Raw genomic sequence first — 21,001 nt, forward strand, 5'->3', positions numbered from 1 at the left:
CGATTACATCGAGATGTTTTACAACCCAAAACGACGCCACAGTTTCAACAATCAGCTGTCACCGGTAGAGTTTGAAAAGCGTTACGCAGCGAGCCTGGAGAGTGTCTAGGAAACCCGGGGCGATTCAAATCGATAGTTCTCAAGGTGACACATAACTCGGCCCTCATCCTCCGCGAGGCTTTGGTACGAAATTTCCCCATACCGTTCCTCTACACTCTCATATCGCTTGGTATCGAGCCGGATGTGCTTTAAGGCATTGTTGATCGCGTCAATAAGTTCCATTTTACGGTTGCCGAGGTATGCGCCGGCCACCGAGAATCTCTCGTCAAAAGTTTTTACCAGATCCTTACGAGATTCTTTTATCCCATCAGCAGATCTCACAGCCTGTAAGTAGTCAACGCTGTGTGCCAAAAGTAGGTTCACTCCAAATACTTGGTGGAGCGCAACCGCGTTCAGTTTGACCTTCGCTTCGAGATCATCCTTTGCAGGCTCAAGGATATTAGTGATGAATTGACGATAGTCATCACTTGCCAATTGAAGGGCTTCGGTCACTTCAGTTTCGGGTTTAGGCTTAAGATTGCCGATGATCGCCATACCGTACCTCGGGTAAAAAACCAACTTGCAGATGGATCCTTGGCCAAAAGAATCGAGCCTAACTCTTCCTTGAGCAGGACGGTTACTCACCGAGAAATATCATCGACGAATAGGGTGATTCGGTCGGTAATGGTACGCTTCTAGATCGCTATCTAAAGACCAGATGAATAACTCGCTCATGGGGAACCGCGCTAAGCACCTCTCATATTCTTTGATGATGCTGAGATCACCAAAGCTAGTACCTTCACCGATTCGAGTGTCAGACTTATTTTGGCCAGCTTTGTCCGGAAACTCAGCCAGCCACTCGAGAATTTCTCTCGTGTTGGGAAACTCGCTGAGCCTATAAGGGGGCTCGTCGGCGAACGCGGCGCGTACTGCATCACAGAAGCGCTGTGCTGTTTGTCGGCGGAGTCTTCCATCGCCGTTTTGAGCGACATGATTACCGGTCTCGAGGATAGTGGCCATCGGCAGAATAAACGTGCAACTGTTGTCTGCATACTCGAGGAAATCGGCACCCACACGCTCGGCGTCCTGATTGAGCCCCGGCACGTTTAGCATGTTTACGAACACGCTAGTATCGATCAAGCAGATTGAGCTCATTATGCCTCTCCCTGCATTTTCCGGAGCCAATTCAACGCATTTTGCCGTTTCTGCGTGACCGTGACGGGCGATTTCACAAAACGATCCACGATACCGTTGGTTACGAGCTCCCCTAATGGCCCTTGAGAGACCAACCCGGCGTAGTCCTGCAGATCAGCAAGGCGTACCAAGCGGCTGTCGCCATCCTGCGGATCACGGTAGCAAAACACCACATCGCCCAATGCACTATCTGGAAGTGCATCCATCAAAGCTGGGTTGTGGGTGCTGAGCAGCAGGCGCACACCACGGAGCTCTGCTTGCTCACGCATAGTTTTCAGTAGTTGGCGCGCACGTGACGGGTGGACACCGTTATCGACTTCCTCGATTACCAGCGTCGACTCCGCCGGTGCAGACAGCAGAGCAGCGGCGATAGCCAGCACTCTAAGGGTGCCATCAGAGAGCAGTTCAACGGACCAATTACGCTCGACCGATCCGAAGTTCTCAACCAGCTCCAAGGATACGCGTCCGCGGCGATCCTCGAAGAAGTTCACATCCTTTACGTCTTGCTCGGGCAAACTCTTGATGAACTCGATGATCGCAGGACGGGCCTCCTCGTCCTGCCAGAGTGTATAAAGCACACCGGACAGGTTAGAGCAGTCACCACGCAGCTTCTTGTCCGGATAACTATCGCCACGCATCAGAGCAGGCACGGGATCAAGGAACAAGGTATTAGCAAGTAGGTACTGGAAGTGCTCAGTCGTTTGCGGGATGACTTTCTGTGCTTTCTTGTGCCCTGAGTCGAACAAAGCTGAACTGGCGAGCTGGTTTAGGATGGCGATCTGGTCAGTGCATGTGATTTGTGGCTTCTTACCACCTGTGGAGAAATTATTGTATGCAACGCGTACGTCAGTACTCAAACCGCTAGAGGACTGCTCGATACGGTAAAGCGGGAATTTTTGGAGAGGCGAGCTGATACTTTCGTGAACGATGTGCAACTCATCTTCTCGCAGGGCGATTTCAACACTTAGGCTATTCCAGTCCAAGTCGTCGGTTTCGCAACCCAAGGTGAATGACCGGCCCTGGTGGTAGGGAAGGTCCTTAATTTGACCACGGAGAATCTGCTCAGACTCATCGACCCGGTGGCGTAACACCGACAGCTTCTGACCCTGGCCCAGCCAGCATAGGAAGCGGAAGGCCTCTAGCGCGTTACTTTTGCCTGAGGCATTGGCGCCTATCATTAGCGTCAAGGGCGACAGCGGTAACCGCTGCTCCCGATAACTTTTGAATCCCTTGATAATGATATTTGTCAGCATGGTCACTCCTTCCAAGGCTTGTTGATCTGCATCCGTATTTTCTTGAACTCGTCCGGTGTCATCCTGATGCCCATCAAATAATTCTCCGCACAATATCGCCCAAGCGGGCAGGATCCCCCGCACAGAGCTTCTTGACCGCCTCCAAACTTTCGATGCCCAAAATCTCGCTGATATGCCTCAAGTCGATGCCACGGCGCTTGAGCTTTACCGCGAGCGTCCGCCGCCCTGACTGCGCACTGGCCCCCTCAATCCCCGCAAGGCCAAACAGGCGCGTATATAACCGGCTGAGCTGATTCGCACTGTAGTAGGTCTTGCCGTCTCGACGCTGCGCACTGATTTTCAACCCTTCACCAGTTCGACCGGAGACGAACAAGGGCGAGTCCGGGTCGAGGCCACGATATGCCATCACCCTGGTAGAAACGCCATGACCGCGTACAAGGCGTTCTGCAAGGTGTGTATCTATAGCGTTAGTCAATTTCTTGCTGGTCCAGCACAACGGCCTTGAACGATGGTTGTAGGCAATCTCTGCCCGCACCTGAGAGTCGATCATTACAGCGCCTGATTGCGTCAAGTAGTCGCTCACACGCAGACGGCAAATCTCCGTCACGGTCATGCCGGTGCCAAAGCAGGTAAGCAGAAGGGCAGCATCCCGGCATCCGTTCTCAGGGCTGCTAACTTTCGCAACCCGAAAAGCATGCTCAAGCTGCTCATCTTCGATAACAATCGCTTTGGGCATTATTCACTCTAGATGCTGATTTATCATCAATCCTGACATAGTACGTCAACAAAAAGGCCGGAGATAGCCCCGGCCTGTTGGTGTTACTCACGTTCACGGAAAATGGGTTGTGACGATATCGTCATCAACTAAGCTCATCGAGAGTGGAATTTCCCTAGAGCCTCAACCACTCTCTCCATCAAAGATCGAAGGACCACATAGCTGTAAGTAAACATCTCCAGTACCTCCCCAGAAAAAGCGATTCATCAGACCTCAGGTTTCTTGCGGAAAAATTCGACCTCTAACTTGATTCTGCTCCCAGATCCATATGGGCCAGCATCATGCCAACTACCATCTTTCGCTGCTTGTTACTGCTTTCACTGGCCATCGTTCATGGCAGCGGCTATGCCGCATCGGCTCATGAGCAGGAACAGCTCAGCCTGATCCAACAGCAGCTCGACATTATCGAACGCCTTGCGACGCGAGCGAAGGCAGCCCGTACCCTTGAACCAAACGAACGCTATCGCTTCGACTATCCCCGCCTGACAGAGGACATCCAGCGCATCCGCCAAGGTATGCGGAACTACCTATCCCCGTCCCGTGCTCAGCCCCGCGACCCCGATGAGCTGGTCGGCGATTACCGCCTCGACACTCCGATTGCGAAGCCGTCGCCATGAGCATGACTGACGCTCAGATCTCTGCCTTCCAAAATGCGTCCGGCTTCTCGGTGCTAAGCAGCTCGACGCTGTGGCTTTCCCTGGTTCTGGTCCTGGCTTTGCTGTGGTGCGCCTGGGTGATGTGGACGGCTTACCGGGGTTGGGCCACCGGCAGTGTGCGCTTCGGCGCGCTTGGCGGAAGTACCGCACGCGTGCTGCTCACCTTGTTGGTCCTGATGTTCTTCACCCTGTCCTAACCCAGGAGATCGCCACCATGCTCAAGTGCTTTACCCCTCTGAAAAAAAATCTGCGAGATCGTGCCAGCCAACGCTTGATCGGTCTGCTGCTGGTACTCGGCCCAAGCCTAGCTTTCGCCGAGCTCCCCACCATGGAAGCCCCTTCGCGCGGTGAAGGATCCGGATTGATCGAGACGATCAAAAACTACGCCTACGACGGCGGCATCTTGCTCGGTCTGCTAATCGCCCTACTCGCTTTTCTAGGTGTGGCCTGGCATTCCCTGACTGTCTATGCCGACGTGCAGAACCAACGCAAGACCTGGAAAGACTTAGGTGCGGTGGTCGGTATCGGTGCTCTGTTGGTGGTGATCATCATCTGGTTCCTGACCAAGGCTGCCGCGATTCTGTGAGGACGGCATGAACGACACAATCGAACATCTTGCCGACGGCACCTTGGTCTTTCTGCCGGAGCGGCTCAATCGCGATCCTGCCGTATTACGCGGTTTGACCAATGATGAGATGTGGGTAGCGCTTGGCACCGGCGCAATCATTGGCCTGCTGCTGGGCGTTCCTCTGACGATCGCCACCGCTTCCATTGCCGTGGCGCCGACCAGCATGATCGCAGGCATGGCCGTGGTGTTATTGGCCGGTGGCACGCTACTGCGTCGGGCCAAACGGGCCCGCCCCGATACCTGGTTGTACCGCAAACTCGAATGGGTACTCGCCAGCCGTTGGCGCCTGGGGCGCGGAAGTTTGATTCTCCACTCCGGCGCCTGGACGGTTCGCCGTTCGCGTCGACTGCGCCCTGCCCTGTCCCGGTGGCAGCCATGAGCCGATTTCGAAACAAGGTCGATGCCCAACAGGCGCATATCTTCAGCCTGCGTCTGGCGGTAATGATCCTTGCCCTGGTCTGTGCCGGGCTCTGGTACGGCTGGCGTTCGGCACCGACCGATCTGACCGTGCATGTCCCCCCAGATCTGCGCTCGGGCAGCACGCGCAAGTGGTGGGATATCCCCTCAGAGAATGTCTATGCCTTTGCCCTGTACATCTTTGGCCAGCTCAACCGCTGGCCCTCAGATGGCGAGCAGGACTATCGCCGCGCCATCTATGGCTTGCAGTCCTACCTGACACCCTCCTGCAAAGCCTTCCTCGATGGCGACTACGAGTACCGCAAGGCCGCTGGCGAGTTGCGCCAGCGGGTGCGTGGCGTCTACGAAATTCTGGGCCGAGGCTACAGCGAAGATCCGGAACTCAGGGTCAAGCAACTCGATCGCGACAGCTGGCTGGTCAAGCTCGACCTCAACGCCGATGAGTATTACGCCGCCGAACCGGTGAAACGAGTGGTGGTGCGTTATCCATTACGCGTGGTGCGTTTTGACCTGGATCCCGAACGCAATAAGTGGGGGCTGGCACTGGATTGTTATCAGGGCACGCCGCAAAAAATCGCCCTGCCTGGAGGTGAGCCATGAAGCGGATTTCTACCCTGGGGCTCACCGTCGCACTAATATTATGGGAAGCTGCAGTGCAGGCCGTCGAGCTGATGCACTGGGAACGCCTTCCCCTCGCGGTCCCTCTGGTGATCAATCAAGAGCGGGTGGTCTTTATCGATGAAGATGTTCGAGTCGGTGTGCCCTCAACCCTGACGGGCAAGCTGCGCGTGCAATCAACCGGCGGCACGTTGTACCTGCGCGCGTCGGACGCCATTGCACCGACCCGCCTGCAACTGCAATCGGTCGCGACGGGCGAGGTCATCCTCCTGGACATCGCGGCCACACCTGGCGATCAACCGCTGGAGCCCGTGCGTATTCTTAAGAATGCTCCGGCGCAGGCTGCCGAGGCAGAATCTAGCACTGTCCCTGTTCCAGCACGCACGCCGATCCCGGTCGCTTTAACGCGCTATGCCGCACAGAGCCTGTACGCGCCGCTGCGCACCGTAGAATCCCTGCCCGGCGTACGCCGCCTACCGCTCAAGCTGCGCAGCGAACTGCCAACCCTGCTGCCGAGCGAAAACGTTTCCAGCACACCCATCGCCACCTGGCGACTCGGTGATTACTGGGTGACAGCGGTGAAGTTGCGCAATCGTGGTTCAGAGACGGTGCAACTCGATCCGCGCCGGCTTCAGGCCAAGCTGTTCGCCGCAGCCTTCCAGCATGCTTTTCTCGGGCCGGTCGGCAGTGCGGAAGACACCACGATTGCCTACCTCGTCACCCGTGGTGCTGGCCTCGAACACGCCGTGCTGCTTCCGCCCGTTGCGCGAGGTGCTGATGATGAAGGCTAACGCCTTGCTCAAATGGCTGGTACCGGCTGCGCTGCTGGCCGTGGTGGTGATCATCCTGAAAAGCTGGGTCGCGGGTGGCAGCACGCCCTCTCCAGAGCACCCGGTTGATCAGGGCAATATTCAGTTATCCGCCGAGCAAGCCAAGTCGCTCGGCATTGCGGGCGATACCCCGCGCGACACGGTCGCCACCCTGGTCGGCCAGGTGAAGGCCATGCGTAGCGACATGCTCGGGTTGAAGAAACACAACGAGTCGCTGTTGACGGAGAACAACCGCCTGCGCGAGCGGGAAAACAGTGTCGATTCGCGTATCCAGACGGCGCTTGGCAGCGTGACCCAGCAGGTCGACGAAGGTCGCCGACAAGCCAACGAGGCCCGGCTCAAAGCGGAACAAGACAGTCGTCAGGCTCGCGGTCTGCTGACGCAATTGCAGGACCAGTTGTCGGGGCTGACCGGCAAAGGCAAGGATATGCCAATAGGATTGGGGCTTGAGCCGGGCGACGGAGCTCAGTTCGACGGGCAGCATTCTGCCAATGATGCGCTGCAGTGGATTGAGCCCTCGGATGCTCCGCCCACCAACGCCCGAGGCAAAACCAAGATCTCTTCCGCACTGAGTCTGCCTACCGCCTTCAACTCACTGGAAGGCTTGAACGATAACGCGAATGATCGCAGCCAGAAACAGCTACGTGCAGTCACCCAGGGTGAGCGTGACCTCACGCGATCCGTTGATCGTTCCGAAGACGCGAAACCGGTCTACACCATTCCCGAAAACGCCACGCTGATGGGCTCGGTCGCCATGACCGCGTTGATCGGCCGAGTCCCGGTAGACGGCACCGTGAATGATCCCTATCCCTTCAAGGTGCTGGTCGGCCCCGAGAACCTAACAGCCAACGGCATCGACCTGCCGGACGTTGCGGGTGCCGTAATGAGCGGCACGGCGTCCGGTGACTGGACCCTGTCTTGCGTACGCGGACAGGTCGAGTCAATCACCTTTGTGTTTACCGATGGCACCATCCGCACAGTGCCGCAGCCGAAAGCAGTAGCCAGCCGCAATGCCTCCACCAACAAGAACTCGAACACCGACAAGATACGTGGCGGGCTCGGTTACCTGTCCGATCCGTACGGCATTCCTTGCATCGCTGGCGAGCGCCGCTCGAACGCCCAGCAATACCTCGGCAGCCAGAGCCTGATCACTGCCGCCGGTGCCGGTGTCGCAGCGCTGCTCGAGGATGAGCGGAACAACAGTAGTGTGATCAGTTCGGGCGGCAGTACGCTCGGAGTCACCAGCAGCAGTGGCAATAGCGCACTGAATTCAATTCTCAGTGGTGGGGTCAGCGACATCCGCGAGTGGGTGAACAAACTGTATGGCGAAGCCTTTGCTGCCGTGTACGTACCACCTGCAGCACAGGTCGCACTGCACCTCGACCATGAGATCACCATCGACTACGAGCCCAAGGGCCGGAGCGTTCGCCATGAAAAAGACCATGCTTCTCTGCCTGACCTGGATTAGCTCGCTCTGCTGGGTCCTGACGGGGTGTTCCACCGACAAAGACACGCTGCTGCCCCATGGCGAGCAAACCATGATGGATATCTGGAACGGCGCCGGTTCGCAAGGCACTCAGCAGCAACTGCTGGATGCTCGACAGCAGTTACGCCGCCCGCTGGCTCAGGCAGATGTCTCCGCGGCTCTCCAGGAACCGTACACGCGCACAGCGGCGAACGAGATCCGCAACCTGTTCCCGCGCCTGCCCAATCCCGATCTGGTGCTGTACGTGTATCCGCATTTGAGTGGTACCGAGCAGGCACCGGTTCCGGGTTACTCGACCGTCTTTCCGTTCTACCAACGGGTGCAGTACGCATTACCCGGTGAACGTCAGGAAGACTTGTAGTGCGTGCCGGCGATGCGGGCAACCGCACTTCTGCATGGAAAGCCTGGCGCCACCCATTGCGCCCTCGCGCCACCTTGGCCGATGAAGCTGCACTCTATGCGCATAACCCCAGCTTCACCGATCACCTGCCATGGGTCGAATACCTCGACACCGAGCAGTGTTTTCTACTGGATGACAACCGCTCGGTGGGTGCCGTGTTCGAGTTGCTGCCCATTGGCACTGAAGGGCGCGAACCCGATTGGTTGATGGCCGCCCGCGATGCCCTCGAGGATGCCCTGCAGGATAGCTTTGACGAGCTGGACCAAGCGCCGTGGGTGGCGCAGTTTTTCTGTCAGGACGACAACGACTTCTCCCCCTACCTCAATCGGCTCACTAGCTATATTCAGGACAGCGCGCGAGGCACCGTCTTCACCGAGGCGTATTTGCAACTCAGCCGCCGTCATCTGAAGGCCATCGCCAAGCCGGGTGGGCTGTTTGAGGACAAGGTGGTGACGCGCCTGCCCTGGCGTGGCAACAACCGCCGGGTGCGCCTGGTGGTTTATCGCTGGCTCGGGTCTGGCGATGAGGAGACGGGACTCAGCCCGGTGCAATCCCTGCAACAGGCTTGCGAACGTATCGGTGCTTCGTTGCAGGCGTGCGGGGTGCAATCGACACGAGTCGATGGCCGAGGCCTATATGCCTGGTTAGTGCCCTGGTTCAATCCAACCCCCAAGCTCACCGATGAATCGCCCGAGGAGTTCTATCGCCGCGTGGCCTACCCGGAGTCGGGCAACGATGAGTCGCTGGAACTGCCCTTCGATCACGATTTCGCCGAGCGGTTGTTCTTCAATGAGCCGCGTTCGGATGTGCCGCACGGATTCTGGTTTTTCGACGATCAACCCCATCGGGTGATGGTGGTGGACAAACTGCGGCGGGCGCCACTGATTGGCCAACTCACTGGCGAAACCCGCAAGGGTGACGCGGTGAATGCGCTGTTCGACCAGTTACCCGAAGGTACGGTGATGAGCCTGACCCTGGTGGTCAAACCGCAGGATGTGCTCGAAGAGCAGTTGAACCGCCTAGCGCGCAAAGCCATCGGTGAAAACCTGGCCTCGACCCAAACCCGCCAGGATGTCGAAGAGGCTCGCGCGATCATCGGCCGCCAGCACAAGCTGTACCGTGGCACCCTGGCGTTCTACGTGCGCGGTCACGATGAACAGCAGTTGCACCAGCGCTCGGTCAGCCTGGCCAGCGCGCTGCTGGGTGCGGGGCTGCAACCAGTACGTGAAGGCGACGAGGTCGCCGCCTGCAACAGCTACCTGCGCTGGTTGCCAATGGCGTACAACCCGGCCTGCGACACGCGCAACTGGTACACCCGCCTGATGTTCGCCCAGCACCTGGCGAATCTGGTTCCGGTGTGGGGCCGCAGCACGGGCACCGGCCACCCGGGCATAACCCTGTTCAATCGTGGTGGCTCGCCGTTGAGTTTTGATCCGTTGTCACGTCTGGACCGGGCCATGAACGGTCATCTGCTGTTGTTCGGCCCCACCGGTGCCGGCAAGTCGGCCACCCTGGTCACCCTGTTGATGCAGGTCATGGCCGTGTACCGCCCTCGCCTGTATATCGTCGAGGCCGGCAACTCATTCGGTTTGCAGGGCGACTACTTCGCGACACAGGGCCTGTCGGTCAACAAGGTCCAATTGAAACCTGGCGCCTCGGTCAGTCTCGCCCCGTTCGCCGATGCCTGGCGCCTGGTCGAGCAGCCGGATCAGGTGGCGAGTCTGTCGATCGATGAGCTGGACGATGAGGCGGTAGCCAGTCGCGAAGACCAGCGCGATGTTCTCGGCGAATTGGAAATCACCGCTCGCCTGATGATCACCGGTGGCGAGGCCAAGGAAGAAGCCCGCCTGAGTCGAGCCGATCGTAGCTTGATCCGCGAATGCATCCTGGATGCGGCGCAAACGTGTGTCGCGGCGGGTCGCCAGGTACTGACCCGTGACGTGCGCGACGCCTTGCTGCACGTCGCCGCTGACACGCACTTGCCGGAGAAGCGTCGTGAGCGTGCCCAGGAAATGGGCGAGTCCATCGACCTGTTTTGCCAGGGTTTCGAAGGGGAACTGTTCGATCGCGAGGGCACGCCTTGGCCCGAGAGCGATGTGACCATTGTCGACCTGGCCACCTATGCTCGCGAAGGCTACGAAGCCCAGATGTCCATTAGCTACATCAGCCTGATGAACACCGTGAACAACCTTGCCGAGCGCGACCAGTACCTGGGTCGACCGATCGTCATGGTCACCGACGAGGGCCATATCATCACCAAGAACCCGCTGCTGGCGCCATTCGTGGTCAAGGGCACGAAGATGTGGCGCAAACTCGGTGCCTGGTTCTGGCTCGCCACACAGAACCTGGCCGACTTCCCCACGGCCGCGCAGACCATGCTCAACATGATCGAATGGTGGATTTGTTTGAACATGCCGCCCGCGGAAATCGAAGAAATCGCACGGTTCAAGAAACTCACGCCGGCACAGAAAGCCTTGTTGCTCTCCGCCAGCAAGGAGCCGGGAAAATACACTGAGGGGGTCGTGCTATCGAAGAAGCTCGAAACGCTGTTTCGGGCCGTGCCGCCAAGTCTTTATCTCGCCCTGGCCATGACGGAGCCCGAGGAAAAAGCCGAGCGCTGGACACTGATGCAGGAGAACGGCTGCTCTGAGTTGGAAGCGGCGTATCGGGTAGCGGAACTGATCGATAGAGCGCGAGGAATAGAACTCGCATAGGGGAATCTATTCAGGCCTCTCGCTCTAAAGCGAGTGATCGGTTATTGCGGTACGCCCCGGAGCCGCTGCTGAATCCTCAACAAGAATCCGGCTTCGAAGGCATCCTGGCAGTCACCGACAGGAAAGGTCTTGCGGGTTTGCGCCAGCTCCCACCACAGGGGAATCTCGCCGGGCGTATCAAGCCAAGCCTGAGCACATTGCACGCCACGTTCGATCATCGAGGCAAACTCGTTGCTCCATGGTGTCAGAAGACTTGGGCAACCATCCGCCGCAGGAATTGAAATGTAGTTTTCGTCCATACACACCCTAGATTTCTGATTTATTGTTAGACGCGGAGTACAGCCTCGAAAATCCTAACGAAGCCAAATGAAAGCTCGATAACAGGCATGAGCATCAAATAGCCTAGATATGCCAATGTAGACTATATCCCGTGGATTGAGAGTCCCTCAAGGCGCAATTTGCGCGCATGACTCAAGACTACGAACAGCTTCGTCTGCATCTGGCGGAAAACATCCGCTTGATGCGACGCGTGAAAAACCTTACCCAAGAGCAACTTGCGCTCATGGCCGAGGTGGATCGCACCTACGTCAGTCAAATCGAACGATGCACGGGCAATCCGTCGCTGATGGTCCTGTGCAAACTCGCCAATATTCTCGAAATCACGACGGATCAGCTCCTCACTGAGTCAGACACCCTTCGCCGTGCATTGAGCATCGAATAGCTACCTCGTCGCCCTGCAAATCCTTGTAAACCGACAACGCCAGCTTCAGCTTTATCACTGACGGTGTACGTTCAATCATCGAACGTGTCCAGGCCATTAGCCCAAAGAGCCTGGATCATGCCTGTCGTATGCCCATCAATTGCGCCCCAGAAGTTACGACCTTTGGCACTGAGCCTCCTGCTGGCGTGCGGGCCAAGCGTGGCGCTGGATACCGGCAGCATCACGTCCTCGGTGTTGTCGCCAAATTGCCTCGCCTACAGGGTCGTCGGCATTTGTTTCTGGCTGCTCTGCACGCCCTTCGGCTGCAAAGTCAAAACCTCGACCAAGGTGCGTCATTTCATTCCTGAGCTGGTGGTCTCGAGCTACGCCACTACGGGCAATAATCCATGGTCCGAGATGGCCACCCTCTCCTCTCCCATTGGCGGTGCGGAAGGTGGCGGCAACCTGATCACGCCGAACAGCCACCGCGACAACCTGCCTCGCTTCAAAAACGTTGATGGCATCGGTCATCCAGGTGGCTGGGCCGCCACTCAACTGGCCTCGCATTCCGGCTACGCCTGCGCCAGCGGCGCTACTGCGTTCATGCCCTACTACCTGAGCACCCTGGACTCGCTGGCCTGGCGCCATGGCATACCGGAAAGTCTTTACCCCGAGTCGCTCATGCCGGGGATCCGTGAAATCGGTCGGCAGGCCTTGGGAAACATGTGGGGCAACGTCTATCCCCGGCAGGGTTTTCTGGTACAGCCCGACGATTTCAAGGCGGCCGCGGTGATGGCGCAACGGGCCGGCGATGTCATCACCCGTAACGGGCAACCACATGTGTACTTGCCGCTCACACCCGCACCACGCGACGGCTACTGGCCGCCGGGTCCGATCGTTGAAAACGATGCTTCAACCCACAAATGGCAGTTGCTCTCCCCCCAGATTCAGCCCACGTGTGCCATCTTCCCCAGCGATCCGGTGCAGAGCGCTGATGGCGGCTACGCCTGGGCGCTGTGGCGCCCCTATAGCTGTTGCAAACGTGAGGGACAGACCTTCCTGTTCAGCATCGACTTCGAAGGTGGTGTTTCATGAGTCGGCTTCTCGCACGACCATGGCTGGGCCCGATGAGTCTGTTGCTCTGCGGACTGCTCTCCATTGCCACGCATGCCCACGCCGCCGAGGGCGATTACCGCCTGGGTACTCACGGCGAAGTGCTCGACGACCGGGTGATGTACACCATTGGTGGCGGCTCGGCAGTCGGCTCACCGAGCTCGCTCTACCGACCCAGTGGTCTCGGTGTCGGCGGGTCCTGGCGAGCGAACATGATGTGCGGAAACATGAGCCTCACCAATACCCTGCAAAACCAGCTGAACGGTGCCACTGAGGGTTTCCAGCAGATCATGGGCAGCGTTGTGCAGAACGCGACCCAAGCGGTGATGTCGCTGCCAGCGTTGATCATCCAGCGCGCCAACCCCGGCCTTTATGAGTTGTTGAGCAACGGGGTGATGCAGGGCCGTATCGACTTCGATCGCTCCAAACTGACCTGCCAAGCCATGGCCGAGAAAATGGCGGACAAGGTCGGCCAAGCCGGCTGGGGTGCGCTGGCCAAGAACCAGGAGATGCAGAGTAATCTGGAGCAAACCGGCGGTGATGCAGTGGCCACGGTGAAAAATACCGAGTCCCAAAACGGCAACAATGGGGTGTCCTGGGTCGGCGGTTCGAAGGCTGGTGGGAATGGGCAGACACCCATTCGGGTGACCTCCGACGTAGTGCGCGCGGGCTACAACTTGCTGCATAACCGGACGGTGGCTGACAGTACGTCGATCAGTAGCAGCGACTGTTTGGGTGGAGCCATTTGCCAGACATGGGCTTCGCCCCAGGAGGAATCCGAATGGGCCGTTCGGGTGTTGGGCGAGAGCGAAGTCGCGACCTGCGACAGCTGCGAAACCCTGCGTGCTGCCGCTGGCAGCGGATTGACGCCGCTGATCCAGGAGGCCTACAGCGAACGCCTCAAGGCCCTGCAAGGGCTGCTGTCCGGTTCACTGTCGCCTACCCCTGACAATCTGGCTAAAGCCTCAAGCCCAATACTTCCAGTGACCCGTGGCGTGATCGAAGCCTTGCGCGACGATCCCGACCAGGATCTGCTGGCGCGACGCCTGGCCAGTGAAACGGCCTTGTCCAGCGTGCTCGACAAAGCGTTGCTGCTACTGCGCACCCTGCTGGCAGGCAGTCACGAACCGAACATCGCTTCAGCCGAGCCGGCCCAGACCGCCTTGACGAAAAATATCGACGCCCTGGAGCGCGAAATACGTCTGCTACAAACCGAGCTGCAGGTCCGGCAGATGCTCGCAACCAATACCGCCAGCCTGGTGCTCGATCGACATGCGGGTGGTGCCGATGCTTCGCGTACCGTCGAGCAAGGCGACCCTGAGCCGGGCCGACTCAATGATGCTGACGCTAGGCGCAAGTGAGCCATGAAACGCTCACCGCTATTCACTCTGCTTTCAGGTCTGAGGATTGCCGCGGTGATGATCCTGACCGCCGCACTGGTCGCCTGGATCGGCCGCACTGCGCTGGGTAGTTTCGAGGTCTGGCAGCAGGCATTCGAATCGGCACGACCTTATCTGCGGTGGTGGCGCGCCCTGCTCTACGCCGCCCTCTTTGCGCTCTGGTGGGATCTGCTTCGGCGCTACCGACATCGACCACAGCATCGACTGCGCGTGAAACGCATTGGAGCGTTAGGGCTCGTGCTCTTTACCTGCGTCGAACTCACCCGACTGTGAGGTCACCACCATGCTCATGAGCACCAACAGCTACCTGGAGTTTTACCTCTCTCTGCTGGCCTGGATCATCAACAACGGCCTCTGGAGTGTCCTGTCCGACACCGGGCTATTCGCCGCGCCCTTTGGCGCAATTATCTTGCAGGAATGGTTGTCTGCCCGTCAGCAAGGCGCGGATGAAGGCAACAAGGGACTGCTCTCGGTGCCGCGGATCGAGAACCGGTTGTGGCTGGCCTATATCGTCGTCTTGTTCGGTTGCGCGCCCGTCTTTCCGCTGAGCCTCGCCTCAATGGCGTTCGATGATGCGGCGAGTCAGCGCTGCGGCGTGAGTGTCGCCAAACCGACGGAAACCGCCTGGGGGACCACCTTCAATACTATCGGCGAACGCTCCGCCAACGTACCGATCTGGTGGTTTCTGGTGCATGCCTTGAGCAAAGGGGTAACCGCGGCGGCCACCGCCTCCATCCCCTGCGCACCGGATATCCGACAAATGCGCATGGAGATCGACAGCTCGCGCATCGACAGTCAGGTACTGCTGCAGGAAGTTGCCGACTTCACTCGCGATTGCTATGGTTATTCCCGTTCTCGGCTATTCACCAACCGTCCGCAGTTGGACAAGGCACAAAGTTATGACGCGTCCTGGATCGGCTCAAACTATTTTTTTGACACACCCGGTTACTACGATACGGATCGTTCACGCACACCGCGAGTCAGCTGGCCGTATGACGAAAGCCGAGATGTTTCCTTACCTCGGCTGGAGAATGGCGCGGGCTATCCCACCTGCAAGCAGTGGTGGAGCGATAGCGGTGTTGGCTTGCGCGAACGTTTGATCCAGCAAGTCGATCCTTCGCTGCTGACTCAGCTGAAAGGTTGGTTGACTGGCCGTTCGAGCAACGAGATCGAGGATGCCACCCTGCGCGAACTGGTCAGCCCGCGCCAGCAATCGATGTCCATGTCGCCCGGACAGGTCTACCAGGACTATGGCTCCAGTGCTCGCGGCGGGTCGATCAATCAGGGGCTCAATAATCTCGCCACCAATACCGGGCTAGCCCTTGGCTCCTTCAGCAACTTCCCGGCGATGAATGCGTTACGCGCCGCTCTACCGATGGTGCAGGCTTTCCTGATCATGGGTGTCATCATCAGCTTGCCGCTGATTCTGTTGGTCAGTACCTACCAGTTGAAGACCGTCATGACGGTGACGTTTGCGCTGTTCACCTTGCACATGCTGAGCTTCTGGTGGGAACTAGCCCGCTGGGTCGACTCCAGCATGCTCGACACCTTGTACAACCAAGTTTCGGCTTCCAATCAAGTGCTGTTATCGCTGCCCACATCCGGCTTCATGGAGGGAACCGTCACGGCACAGGTGATCGAGTATGTGATGGGGGCGATGTTCATCGTGCTACCGATGCTGTTTCTAGGGGCCATGAGCTGGGCAGGATATTCAGTCGGCAACGGGATTCAAGGCATGTTGGCGAACGGTAGCAAAGCCGCAAGTGATTCAGCGAGCAAAGGTACGGATCAAATATTGGGGGCTACTAAGCGCTCAATTAGATGACTTGCTGTCGCCTATATAATGCCCATTGTCATCGAAGTCACCAATGTAGAGATCAGCACCCAAGTAGTCTGGCCCTGGACTTTCCTCTTGATGATCGGAACCAACAAAAGCCCTGAACCATATCAAAGTGATGACAGCCAACATCATCATAAAAAAAGTAACCAGCCAAACGCTGACAAGGAGCAAACCTCCGATCAATGCCAGCTTGGCAATCAGAAAGCTCCCGCGAACGAGTAATTTACCCGCAGGCATACCTGCCGTCACCGCACGCTCCGCCAGGTGGGACTCAAACGCTTTCAATTTGCGATAACCACGCTTTACCGACATGCCACAGGCGTACGCCCAGCGGAGGGCACGTGAATTCTGAACAGGGTTCTGAGTCGGCATGTTCTCGCCCTCTTCTGAGCGTTTTCATGATTGAGACAGGAGTAACAGCCTACTACTGAAAACTGTCCGTGCTTGACCGTTTATCAGCTTGCCCAGCCAAAAAATCTTCACTGGAAGATAGAAGACGAACATCAGGGCACAGCTTTTCTTCGGAGGTTGACCCGTATAAATCGCTACGCTAAATACAAGGTACGGATCGCTGTTATCGACAGCACCTTCCCAGGCAGCCAGAACCTTCAAGGCTACGTCACTTCGGTGATGGTTCTTCCCCAAGTGCGATGAGCGTTCGGTGGCTCGCACGGTCACCGTTTCTACGGTGATGAACGCCTACTGCTCTTTTGAGCGTCTTCCGAGCTCCGCTCGCCAGGCAAACCTTCTTGTTTTTCTTCAACCCACCGCGGGGAAATTCTCTCCCGCACGGGCAGGTTTCTTCGCGTTTTCAACGGAGGCACACCATGTCCGACCCACTTACGCCGGAAGCACTGAACACCCTACAGTTACCCATTGTGTTCACGCCTGGCGCGTGGCAACGCGCAGTACTGCTCGAGCGCTCAGGTCATCCTGAGAAGCTGCAGGTCGATCGCCTGAGCAACGTATTGCGCGCAGCCTTCGAGGCTCACCTGGCCCATCCACACGAGCCCTATGTGCTGTTCGAGGTAGCCCACATCGCGTCAACCGGTCATCCACGCCAAAACCCGTTGCTGCAACTAAACCTTAGCCTGCTCCTCGAGCCAGACCAGCCTAACGCCTTACTGATAGCGCTCGCAGAAGAGCATCAGCGCTAAGTGCATATGGCCGTACTCGGCACCCACATCCACAGTCGGAGCGCTTGCAAGACCTGCATCAATCCAACCCATCACCCACCGGGGAACCCTCCCCGACGGGCAAGGCGTTCCTCCGTTGTTGAGGAACATGCCATGCGCGATATCTACCAAGACGTGACTGACAAAATCGTTACCGCGTTAGACCAAGGCGTTGCTCCCTGGATCAAACCCTGGTCCTCAAGTGGCTCAGCTTACGTCGGCAATCATCAACCCTACCCCATCAACGCCATCACGCTTCGTCCCTATTCGGGTATCAACTTGCCACTGCTCTGGGCCGAAGCCAGGTTGCAGGGATTCACTCAAGATCGTTGGCTGACCTTCAACCAAGCCAGAAAGGCCGGTGGGCACATCCGTAAGGGTGAGCACAGCACCCTGGCGGTACTCTACAAGCCGATGGAGCGCGAGGAACAGACCGAGTCAGGCCAACCCGTACTCGATGAACACGGTCAGCCCAAGGTCGCTAACTTTGGCATTCTCAGGACGCATTTTCTATTCAACATCGAGCAAACAGAGGGGCTCGAAACGCTCAATGAAACCCTGCTCGAGACAGAACCGACCGATCCCTTCCTGGCCAACAGCGTTGCGGAAAATCTGCTGCTCAGTTCCGGGGCGAAAATCGTTCATCGATCTGCCGACGAAGCCTTTTACCACCCGATCAGGGATCTCATCCAACTGCCGACAAAAGCGCAATTTCACGATGAAGGTGGGTATTACGCCACCGCACTTCACGAGCTGACGCACTGGACCGGGCATCGCACTCGGTTGCAGCGCGAAGGCGTGACGTCAGTCTGTCCGTTTGGCTCGCCAGGCTACGCGTTTGAGGAGTTGATCGCGGAAATGGGCGCGGCGTTTTTATGTGCCTACTCCGGTATACAGGGAGAGCTTCGGCACGAGGGCTACATCGACTCCTGGCTCGGTCTGCTCAAGGCAGACAAGCGCGCGATCTTTCGCGCCAGTGGTCACGCCCGAAGCGCATCGGAGTATGTACTCGACTTGGAGCAGCAACTGAAGCAAGCGGTCATGGATGACTCGCCTTGCATGAACGATGGAGCTTAATCGATACCTCACCGTTGCAAACGCTTCAAAGGGCCTGACACGAGTTGGGCCCTTTTTTATGCTCAGAAGAAAGGCTCCATGCCGCGGGACTCTGGCGCAAAGAACAAGAGAGGCGCGCACACCAGCAGCCTGTCATTCCGCATCCAGGTTCTGCGCCAGAAAATCCACCAGCTCGAGTGGTCTCCGGCTGTCGATCACCTTGTAGATCAGATCGCGCTTACTGCGTGGCAACTTCTTGACCACGCTCCTCGCCGAGGCCCTGACGGCTTCGTCTGTCCCATGGATACGTGCCGCAAGGAGCAGCACCAGCGTGGCGTCAGTCAGATTCATGGCAAGCCCCGAGAAAATTCGCACCGCAGTGTACCGACTCTTGTCTTTTCCGTACCAGCCCTCCAACAAAATGATGCCCAGCCGTATCAATATTCCGATTGCGGCACAAAGGGACACGAGCCAAAAGGACAGGTAAGGGTTGGAAGGGAATGGGGATTCAAGGGTAAGAGCCCTATCCGAAAAGGCTAAAGGGCCACTGACCCTGTCACTTCCCGGAGGTCACGATGCTCAGTCTGTTTCGCCACAAAAAGCAGAAGCCTCCTCCACCACCGACCGTCAACGTCGCCGACGGTTACCTGCCCATCGAGTCGGTCCACAGCTTGTTAGCCGCGGAGCACCGCCGCCAGTTGCTCGATCGCATCTGGCAGTACACCGCCCTCTCCCACGCCCAATTCACCCAGCTCTACTTAAATCCGATCCGTCGCTACGCCGAACAGGTCCAGCAACTCCCGGCCAGCGAGACGCACCACCATGCGTATCTCGGCGGCATGCTCGACCATGGCCTGGAGCTGGTCGCTTGCAGTTTGAAACTGCGTCAGTCGTATCTGCTTCCCACTGGCGCCGCGCCCGAAGACCAGGCCGCTCAGACCGACGCTTGGTCCGCTGGCATCGCCTATGGCGCCCTGCTCCATGACATCGGCAAGATCGCCGTGGACCTGCAGGTCGAATGCCAGGATGGCCGGCTTTGGCATCCTTGGCAGGGTCCCCTGGATCAGCCCTACCGTTTTCGTTACATCAAAGGTCGTGACTACCACCTGCACGGTGCCGCCGCAGGCTTGCTCTATACCCAAATTCTCGACCGCCCGATCCTGGACTGGCTCAGTGGATTTCCGTCGCTGTGGGCCAGTCTGCTGTATGTCCTGGCCGGTCAGTATGAACATGCTGGTGTGCTGGGCGAACTGGTGATTCAAGCCGACCGAGTCTCCACCACACAGAACATTGGCGGCAACCCAAGCAAGGCGCTACAAGCGCCGATTCATTCGCTGCAACATCACTTGATCAGCGGACTGCGTCATCTGGTTCAGCACGAGCTGAAACTCAACCAGCCGGGTGCCGCGGGTTGGTTGACTCAAGACACACTGTGGCTGGTCAGCAAGACGGTCACGGACAAGCTGCGAGCCTATCTGCTGTCGCAATCGATTGAGGGCATTCCCTCATCCAACATCGCTGTGTTCGACGAGCTGCAATCGCATGGGCTGGTCGAGTCGACCCCGGAAGGCAAAGCCATCTGGACCGCTATTGTCGCGCAGGGAAACTGGCAGCAGAGCTTTACCTTTCTGCGCCTTCAACCGGCGTTGATTTGGGGGAGCGAAGAGCGGCCTGAGGCTTTCCGCGGAATGGTGAGCGTTGCAGTCGATGAGCACCCGACTGACGCACCAGTATCATCACCAGCACCCAAGGCAGGCGGAACAGGATCGCATCAAAAACAATCGATGGAAGATCCAATGGCGATGGAAGATGCCGACTACCTCGGAACGTTGCTGGATATGTTCGAAATGGGAGAAGCCGAGGTGCGTGATACGCCGTCAGAAAATGCTCTCGAAGTCTCAGCCCCCCCTTTGGACAACCCAGGTCAGGCTTTCCTGAATTGGGTCAAGGAAGGCATCCAGAACCACAAGCTGATCATCAACGACAGCAAGGCTAAAATCCACACGGTGAGCGGCACCGTGCTATTGGTCACACCAGGTCTCTTCCAACGCTACGCGCGGGAGTTTCCTGGTATCTCACAGGAATCCGATCAAGAGATTGAAGAATGGCGTTGGGTGCAGAAGCAGTTCGAAAAACTGAAGGTCCACAGGAAACGGGACGATGGCTTGAACATCTGGATCTGTCAGGTCGAAGGTCCTCGGAAGAAAGCAAGACTCAAAGGTTATTTGCTAGAAAAGCCGGAACTGCTGTTCGAAACGATGCCTGCCGACAATCCTTTTCTTAAGGTCGAAAAAGCTTAAATTTCCGTAGCATCCCATTGGAGCTCGACACGCAGAATCGACTCTGGGGTGCACTCGCCACTGAACCGCTCTCTTGCCGCTCCCCGGCGGCTCATAGCGTTCGATGATGGATTGGATGCAGTGAACACCGAAAACCCCACCCTGTCAGACCTTTCCGCTCCACTCGGACTGTATTCGTCCGGGACGTTTGGGACAGAAGCGCCTGCATAGCGTGCGACCTCAAGCTGGAGCACACCTGAACGGTTCATAACCAGCTTGCTACGTGCAGACTGTTGTTTCGCAAGATTCCCTGCAGCTCGACTGAAGTCCCGCCATTATCTCTAAGCACGTCGCAAACCGATGCAGCAAACCCCGCGATAACGCGCAGACCCTCTTATTGAAACAACTACTACCACCGATTGGTAACG

General features: G+C 57.8%; 25 protein-coding genes. 18 read left to right on the plus strand and 7 right to left on the minus strand.

Annotated elements, in window-relative coordinates; all coding sequences use genetic code 11:
- Window positions 1-109: IS3 family transposase (locus JFT58_RS26745; RefSeq protein WP_138762977.1), on the plus strand; the 109-nt coding region annotated here is incomplete at its 5' end.
- On the opposite strand, the gene JFT58_RS26750 is transcribed toward JFT58_RS26745, so the two are convergent.
- The 4 genes from JFT58_RS26750 to JFT58_RS26765 all read right to left on the minus strand — a co-directional run bounded on the left by JFT58_RS26750 (window position 106) and on the right by JFT58_RS26765 (window position 3,222).
- Window positions 106-594, minus strand: coding sequence for a hypothetical protein (locus JFT58_RS26750; RefSeq protein ID WP_233095457.1), 489 nt, complete (start codon window positions 592-594; stop codon window positions 106-108). The genes JFT58_RS26745 and JFT58_RS26750 overlap by 4 nt on opposite strands.
- Window positions 595-693: 99 nt before the next feature.
- Window positions 694-1,194 (minus strand): hypothetical protein, encoded by a 501-nt coding sequence (locus tag JFT58_RS26755; RefSeq protein WP_010567719.1) that lies wholly within the window; start codon window positions 1,192-1,194, stop codon window positions 694-696.
- Window positions 1,194-2,486 carry an AAA family ATPase gene (locus tag JFT58_RS26760; RefSeq protein WP_010567720.1) on the minus strand — a complete coding sequence of 431 codons (1,293 nt, stop codon included), beginning with the start codon at window positions 2,484-2,486 and terminating at the stop codon, window positions 1,194-1,196. Before JFT58_RS26760 ends, JFT58_RS26755 begins: the two co-directional genes overlap by 1 nt.
- Window positions 2,487-2,559: 73 nt before the next feature.
- A complete protein-coding gene (locus JFT58_RS26765) occupies window positions 2,560-3,222 on the minus strand; it encodes a tyrosine-type recombinase/integrase (RefSeq protein WP_010567721.1) in 663 nt (220 codons plus the stop codon).
- A 320-nt stretch (window positions 3,223-3,542) separates the two neighbouring features.
- Here JFT58_RS26765 and JFT58_RS26770 point away from each other — a divergent pair, with 320 nt between their 5' ends.
- Genes JFT58_RS26770 through JFT58_RS26810 form a run of 9 tightly spaced genes read left to right on the plus strand, consistent with a single transcriptional unit; the run spans window position 3,543 to window position 11,010 of the window.
- Window positions 3,543-3,878, plus strand: coding sequence for an integrative conjugative element protein, RAQPRD family (locus tag JFT58_RS26770; protein WP_010567722.1), 336 nt, complete (start codon window positions 3,543-3,545; stop codon window positions 3,876-3,878).
- Entirely contained in the window at window positions 3,875-4,114 is a 240-nt protein-coding gene (locus JFT58_RS26775) for a TIGR03758 family integrating conjugative element protein (RefSeq protein WP_010567723.1), read from the plus strand. Before JFT58_RS26770 ends, JFT58_RS26775 begins: the two co-directional genes overlap by 4 nt.
- A 17-nt stretch (window positions 4,115-4,131) precedes the next feature.
- The gene (locus JFT58_RS26780; protein WP_010567724.1) at window positions 4,132-4,503 is read left to right on the plus strand and encodes a TIGR03745 family integrating conjugative element membrane protein; all 372 of its coding nucleotides are present in this window, start codon (window positions 4,132-4,134) and stop codon (window positions 4,501-4,503) included.
- Between the two features lie 7 nt (window positions 4,504-4,510).
- Window positions 4,511-4,924, plus strand: coding sequence for a TIGR03750 family conjugal transfer protein (locus JFT58_RS26785; protein ID WP_010567725.1), 414 nt, complete (start codon window positions 4,511-4,513; stop codon window positions 4,922-4,924).
- The gene (locus JFT58_RS26790) at window positions 4,921-5,562 is read left to right on the plus strand and encodes a PFL_4703 family integrating conjugative element protein (protein WP_010567726.1); all 642 of its coding nucleotides are present in this window, start codon (window positions 4,921-4,923) and stop codon (window positions 5,560-5,562) included. The genes JFT58_RS26785 and JFT58_RS26790 overlap by 4 nt, the downstream gene beginning before the upstream one ends.
- Window positions 5,559-6,371, plus strand: a complete 813-nt coding sequence (locus JFT58_RS26795; protein WP_010567727.1) for a TIGR03749 family integrating conjugative element protein — start codon at window positions 5,559-5,561, stop codon at window positions 6,369-6,371. The genes JFT58_RS26790 and JFT58_RS26795 overlap by 4 nt, the downstream gene beginning before the upstream one ends.
- A complete protein-coding gene (locus JFT58_RS26800; RefSeq protein WP_010567728.1) occupies window positions 6,361-7,878 on the plus strand; it encodes a TIGR03752 family integrating conjugative element protein in 1,518 nt (505 codons plus the stop codon). The genes JFT58_RS26795 and JFT58_RS26800 overlap by 11 nt, the downstream gene beginning before the upstream one ends.
- A complete protein-coding gene (locus JFT58_RS26805) occupies window positions 7,841-8,257 on the plus strand; it encodes a TIGR03751 family conjugal transfer lipoprotein (protein ID WP_010567729.1) in 417 nt (138 codons plus the stop codon). The genes JFT58_RS26800 and JFT58_RS26805 overlap by 38 nt, the downstream gene beginning before the upstream one ends.
- The gene (locus JFT58_RS26810) at window positions 8,257-11,010 is read left to right on the plus strand and encodes a conjugative transfer ATPase (protein WP_010567730.1); all 2,754 of its coding nucleotides are present in this window, start codon (window positions 8,257-8,259) and stop codon (window positions 11,008-11,010) included. Before JFT58_RS26805 ends, JFT58_RS26810 begins: the two co-directional genes overlap by 1 nt.
- Window positions 11,011-11,051: 41 nt before the next feature.
- Here JFT58_RS26810 and JFT58_RS26815 read toward each other — a convergent pair whose 3' ends face one another.
- Window positions 11,052-11,309 carry a LasR-specific antiactivator QslA gene (locus JFT58_RS26815; RefSeq protein ID WP_034128270.1) on the minus strand — a complete coding sequence of 86 codons (258 nt, stop codon included), beginning with the start codon at window positions 11,307-11,309 and terminating at the stop codon, window positions 11,052-11,054.
- 167 nt (window positions 11,310-11,476) lie between these two features.
- Between JFT58_RS26815 and JFT58_RS26820 the strand changes: the two genes are divergently transcribed.
- From JFT58_RS26820 to JFT58_RS26840, 5 genes are all read left to right on the plus strand, one after another.
- On the plus strand, window positions 11,477-11,731 hold the full coding sequence (locus JFT58_RS26820) for a helix-turn-helix domain-containing protein (RefSeq protein ID WP_010567732.1): 255 nt from the start codon (window positions 11,477-11,479) through the stop codon (window positions 11,729-11,731).
- A 117-nt stretch (window positions 11,732-11,848) separates the two neighbouring features.
- Window positions 11,849-12,805: a TIGR03756 family integrating conjugative element protein gene (locus JFT58_RS26825; protein ID WP_034115542.1), complete on the plus strand. Its 957-nt coding sequence runs from the start codon at window positions 11,849-11,851 to the stop codon at window positions 12,803-12,805.
- Window positions 12,802-14,184, plus strand: coding sequence for an integrating conjugative element protein (locus JFT58_RS26830; RefSeq protein ID WP_034115543.1), 1,383 nt, complete (start codon window positions 12,802-12,804; stop codon window positions 14,182-14,184). The genes JFT58_RS26825 and JFT58_RS26830 overlap by 4 nt, the downstream gene beginning before the upstream one ends.
- 3 nt (window positions 14,185-14,187) lie before the next feature.
- A complete protein-coding gene (locus tag JFT58_RS26835; RefSeq protein WP_034115544.1) occupies window positions 14,188-14,496 on the plus strand; it encodes a hypothetical protein in 309 nt (102 codons plus the stop codon).
- Window positions 14,497-14,506: 10 nt separating this feature from the next.
- Window positions 14,507-16,048 (plus strand): conjugal transfer protein TraG N-terminal domain-containing protein, encoded by a 1,542-nt coding sequence (locus tag JFT58_RS26840; RefSeq protein ID WP_010567736.1) that lies wholly within the window; start codon window positions 14,507-14,509, stop codon window positions 16,046-16,048.
- Here the strand turns inward: JFT58_RS26840 and JFT58_RS26845 are convergent.
- A complete protein-coding gene (locus tag JFT58_RS26845; RefSeq protein WP_010567737.1) occupies window positions 16,037-16,435 on the minus strand; it encodes a DUF3742 family protein in 399 nt (132 codons plus the stop codon). The genes JFT58_RS26840 and JFT58_RS26845 overlap by 12 nt on opposite strands.
- A 455-nt stretch (window positions 16,436-16,890) precedes the next feature.
- Between JFT58_RS26845 and JFT58_RS26850 the strand changes: the two genes are divergently transcribed.
- Together JFT58_RS26850 and JFT58_RS26855 are read left to right on the plus strand one after the other, a co-directional pair.
- Entirely contained in the window at window positions 16,891-17,220 is a 330-nt protein-coding gene (locus JFT58_RS26850) for a hypothetical protein (RefSeq protein WP_010567738.1), read from the plus strand.
- Between the two features lie 132 nt (window positions 17,221-17,352).
- A complete protein-coding gene (locus JFT58_RS26855; RefSeq protein WP_010567739.1) occupies window positions 17,353-18,315 on the plus strand; it encodes an ArdC family protein in 963 nt (320 codons plus the stop codon).
- A gap of 132 nt (window positions 18,316-18,447) precedes the next feature.
- Here JFT58_RS26855 and JFT58_RS26860 read toward each other — a convergent pair whose 3' ends face one another.
- The gene (locus JFT58_RS26860; protein WP_034113511.1) at window positions 18,448-18,645 is read right to left on the minus strand and encodes a DUF7740 domain-containing protein; all 198 of its coding nucleotides are present in this window, start codon (window positions 18,643-18,645) and stop codon (window positions 18,448-18,450) included.
- Between the two features lie 224 nt (window positions 18,646-18,869).
- Here JFT58_RS26860 and mobH point away from each other — a divergent pair, with 224 nt between their 5' ends.
- Window positions 18,870-20,594, plus strand: a complete 1,725-nt coding sequence (mobH, locus tag JFT58_RS26865) for a MobH family relaxase (RefSeq protein ID WP_034128271.1) — start codon at window positions 18,870-18,872, stop codon at window positions 20,592-20,594.
- Window positions 20,595-21,001 lie beyond the last annotated feature (407 nt).

Source organism: Pseudomonas sp. MF6767 (assembly GCF_016405475.1).
Lineage (GTDB): Bacteria > Pseudomonadota > Gammaproteobacteria > Pseudomonadales > Pseudomonadaceae > Aquipseudomonas > Aquipseudomonas paracarnis.

What these genes read in the sequence shown, in the direction of transcription:
- JFT58_RS26800 (WP_010567728.1), top strand. Translation starts at nt 6,361, where the DNA reads ATGAAGGCTAACGCCTTGCTCAAATGGCTGGTACCGGCTGCGCTGCTG.
- JFT58_RS26850 (WP_010567738.1), top strand. Translation starts at nt 16,891, where the DNA reads ATGTCCGACCCACTTACGCCGGAAGCACTGAACACCCTACAGTTACCC.
- JFT58_RS26755 (WP_010567719.1), bottom strand. Translation starts at nt 1,194, where the DNA reads ATGAGCTCAATCTGCTTGATCGATACTAGCGTGTTCGTAAACATGCTA.
- JFT58_RS26765 (WP_010567721.1), bottom strand. Translation starts at nt 3,222, where the DNA reads ATGCCCAAAGCGATTGTTATCGAAGATGAGCAGCTTGAGCATGCTTTT.
- JFT58_RS26855 (WP_010567739.1), top strand. Translation starts at nt 17,353, where the DNA reads ATGCGCGATATCTACCAAGACGTGACTGACAAAATCGTTACCGCGTTA.
- JFT58_RS26790 (WP_010567726.1), top strand. Translation starts at nt 4,921, where the DNA reads ATGAGCCGATTTCGAAACAAGGTCGATGCCCAACAGGCGCATATCTTC.
- JFT58_RS26785 (WP_010567725.1), top strand. Translation starts at nt 4,511, where the DNA reads ATGAACGACACAATCGAACATCTTGCCGACGGCACCTTGGTCTTTCTG.
- JFT58_RS26805 (WP_010567729.1), top strand. Translation starts at nt 7,841, where the DNA reads ATGAAAAAGACCATGCTTCTCTGCCTGACCTGGATTAGCTCGCTCTGC.
- JFT58_RS26750 (WP_233095457.1), bottom strand. Translation starts at nt 594, where the DNA reads ATGGCGATCATCGGCAATCTTAAGCCTAAACCCGAAACTGAAGTGACC.
- JFT58_RS26860 (WP_034113511.1), bottom strand. Translation starts at nt 18,645, where the DNA reads ATGAATCTGACTGACGCCACGCTGGTGCTGCTCCTTGCGGCACGTATC.
- JFT58_RS26830 (WP_034115543.1), top strand. Translation starts at nt 12,802, where the DNA reads ATGAGTCGGCTTCTCGCACGACCATGGCTGGGCCCGATGAGTCTGTTG.
- JFT58_RS26845 (WP_010567737.1), bottom strand. Translation starts at nt 16,435, where the DNA reads ATGCCGACTCAGAACCCTGTTCAGAATTCACGTGCCCTCCGCTGGGCG.
- JFT58_RS26795 (WP_010567727.1), top strand. Translation starts at nt 5,559, where the DNA reads ATGAAGCGGATTTCTACCCTGGGGCTCACCGTCGCACTAATATTATGG.
- JFT58_RS26770 (WP_010567722.1), top strand. Translation starts at nt 3,543, where the DNA reads ATGCCAACTACCATCTTTCGCTGCTTGTTACTGCTTTCACTGGCCATC.
- JFT58_RS26815 (WP_034128270.1), bottom strand. Translation starts at nt 11,309, where the DNA reads ATGGACGAAAACTACATTTCAATTCCTGCGGCGGATGGTTGCCCAAGT.
- JFT58_RS26820 (WP_010567732.1), top strand. Translation starts at nt 11,477, where the DNA reads ATGACTCAAGACTACGAACAGCTTCGTCTGCATCTGGCGGAAAACATC.
- JFT58_RS26775 (WP_010567723.1), top strand. Translation starts at nt 3,875, where the DNA reads ATGAGCATGACTGACGCTCAGATCTCTGCCTTCCAAAATGCGTCCGGC.
- JFT58_RS26780 (WP_010567724.1), top strand. Translation starts at nt 4,132, where the DNA reads ATGCTCAAGTGCTTTACCCCTCTGAAAAAAAATCTGCGAGATCGTGCC.
- mobH (WP_034128271.1), top strand. Translation starts at nt 18,870, where the DNA reads ATGCTCAGTCTGTTTCGCCACAAAAAGCAGAAGCCTCCTCCACCACCG.
- JFT58_RS26760 (WP_010567720.1), bottom strand. Translation starts at nt 2,486, where the DNA reads ATGCTGACAAATATCATTATCAAGGGATTCAAAAGTTATCGGGAGCAG.
- JFT58_RS26835 (WP_034115544.1), top strand. Translation starts at nt 14,188, where the DNA reads ATGAAACGCTCACCGCTATTCACTCTGCTTTCAGGTCTGAGGATTGCC.
- JFT58_RS26825 (WP_034115542.1), top strand. Translation starts at nt 11,849, where the DNA reads ATGCCTGTCGTATGCCCATCAATTGCGCCCCAGAAGTTACGACCTTTG.
- JFT58_RS26840 (WP_010567736.1), top strand. Translation starts at nt 14,507, where the DNA reads ATGCTCATGAGCACCAACAGCTACCTGGAGTTTTACCTCTCTCTGCTG.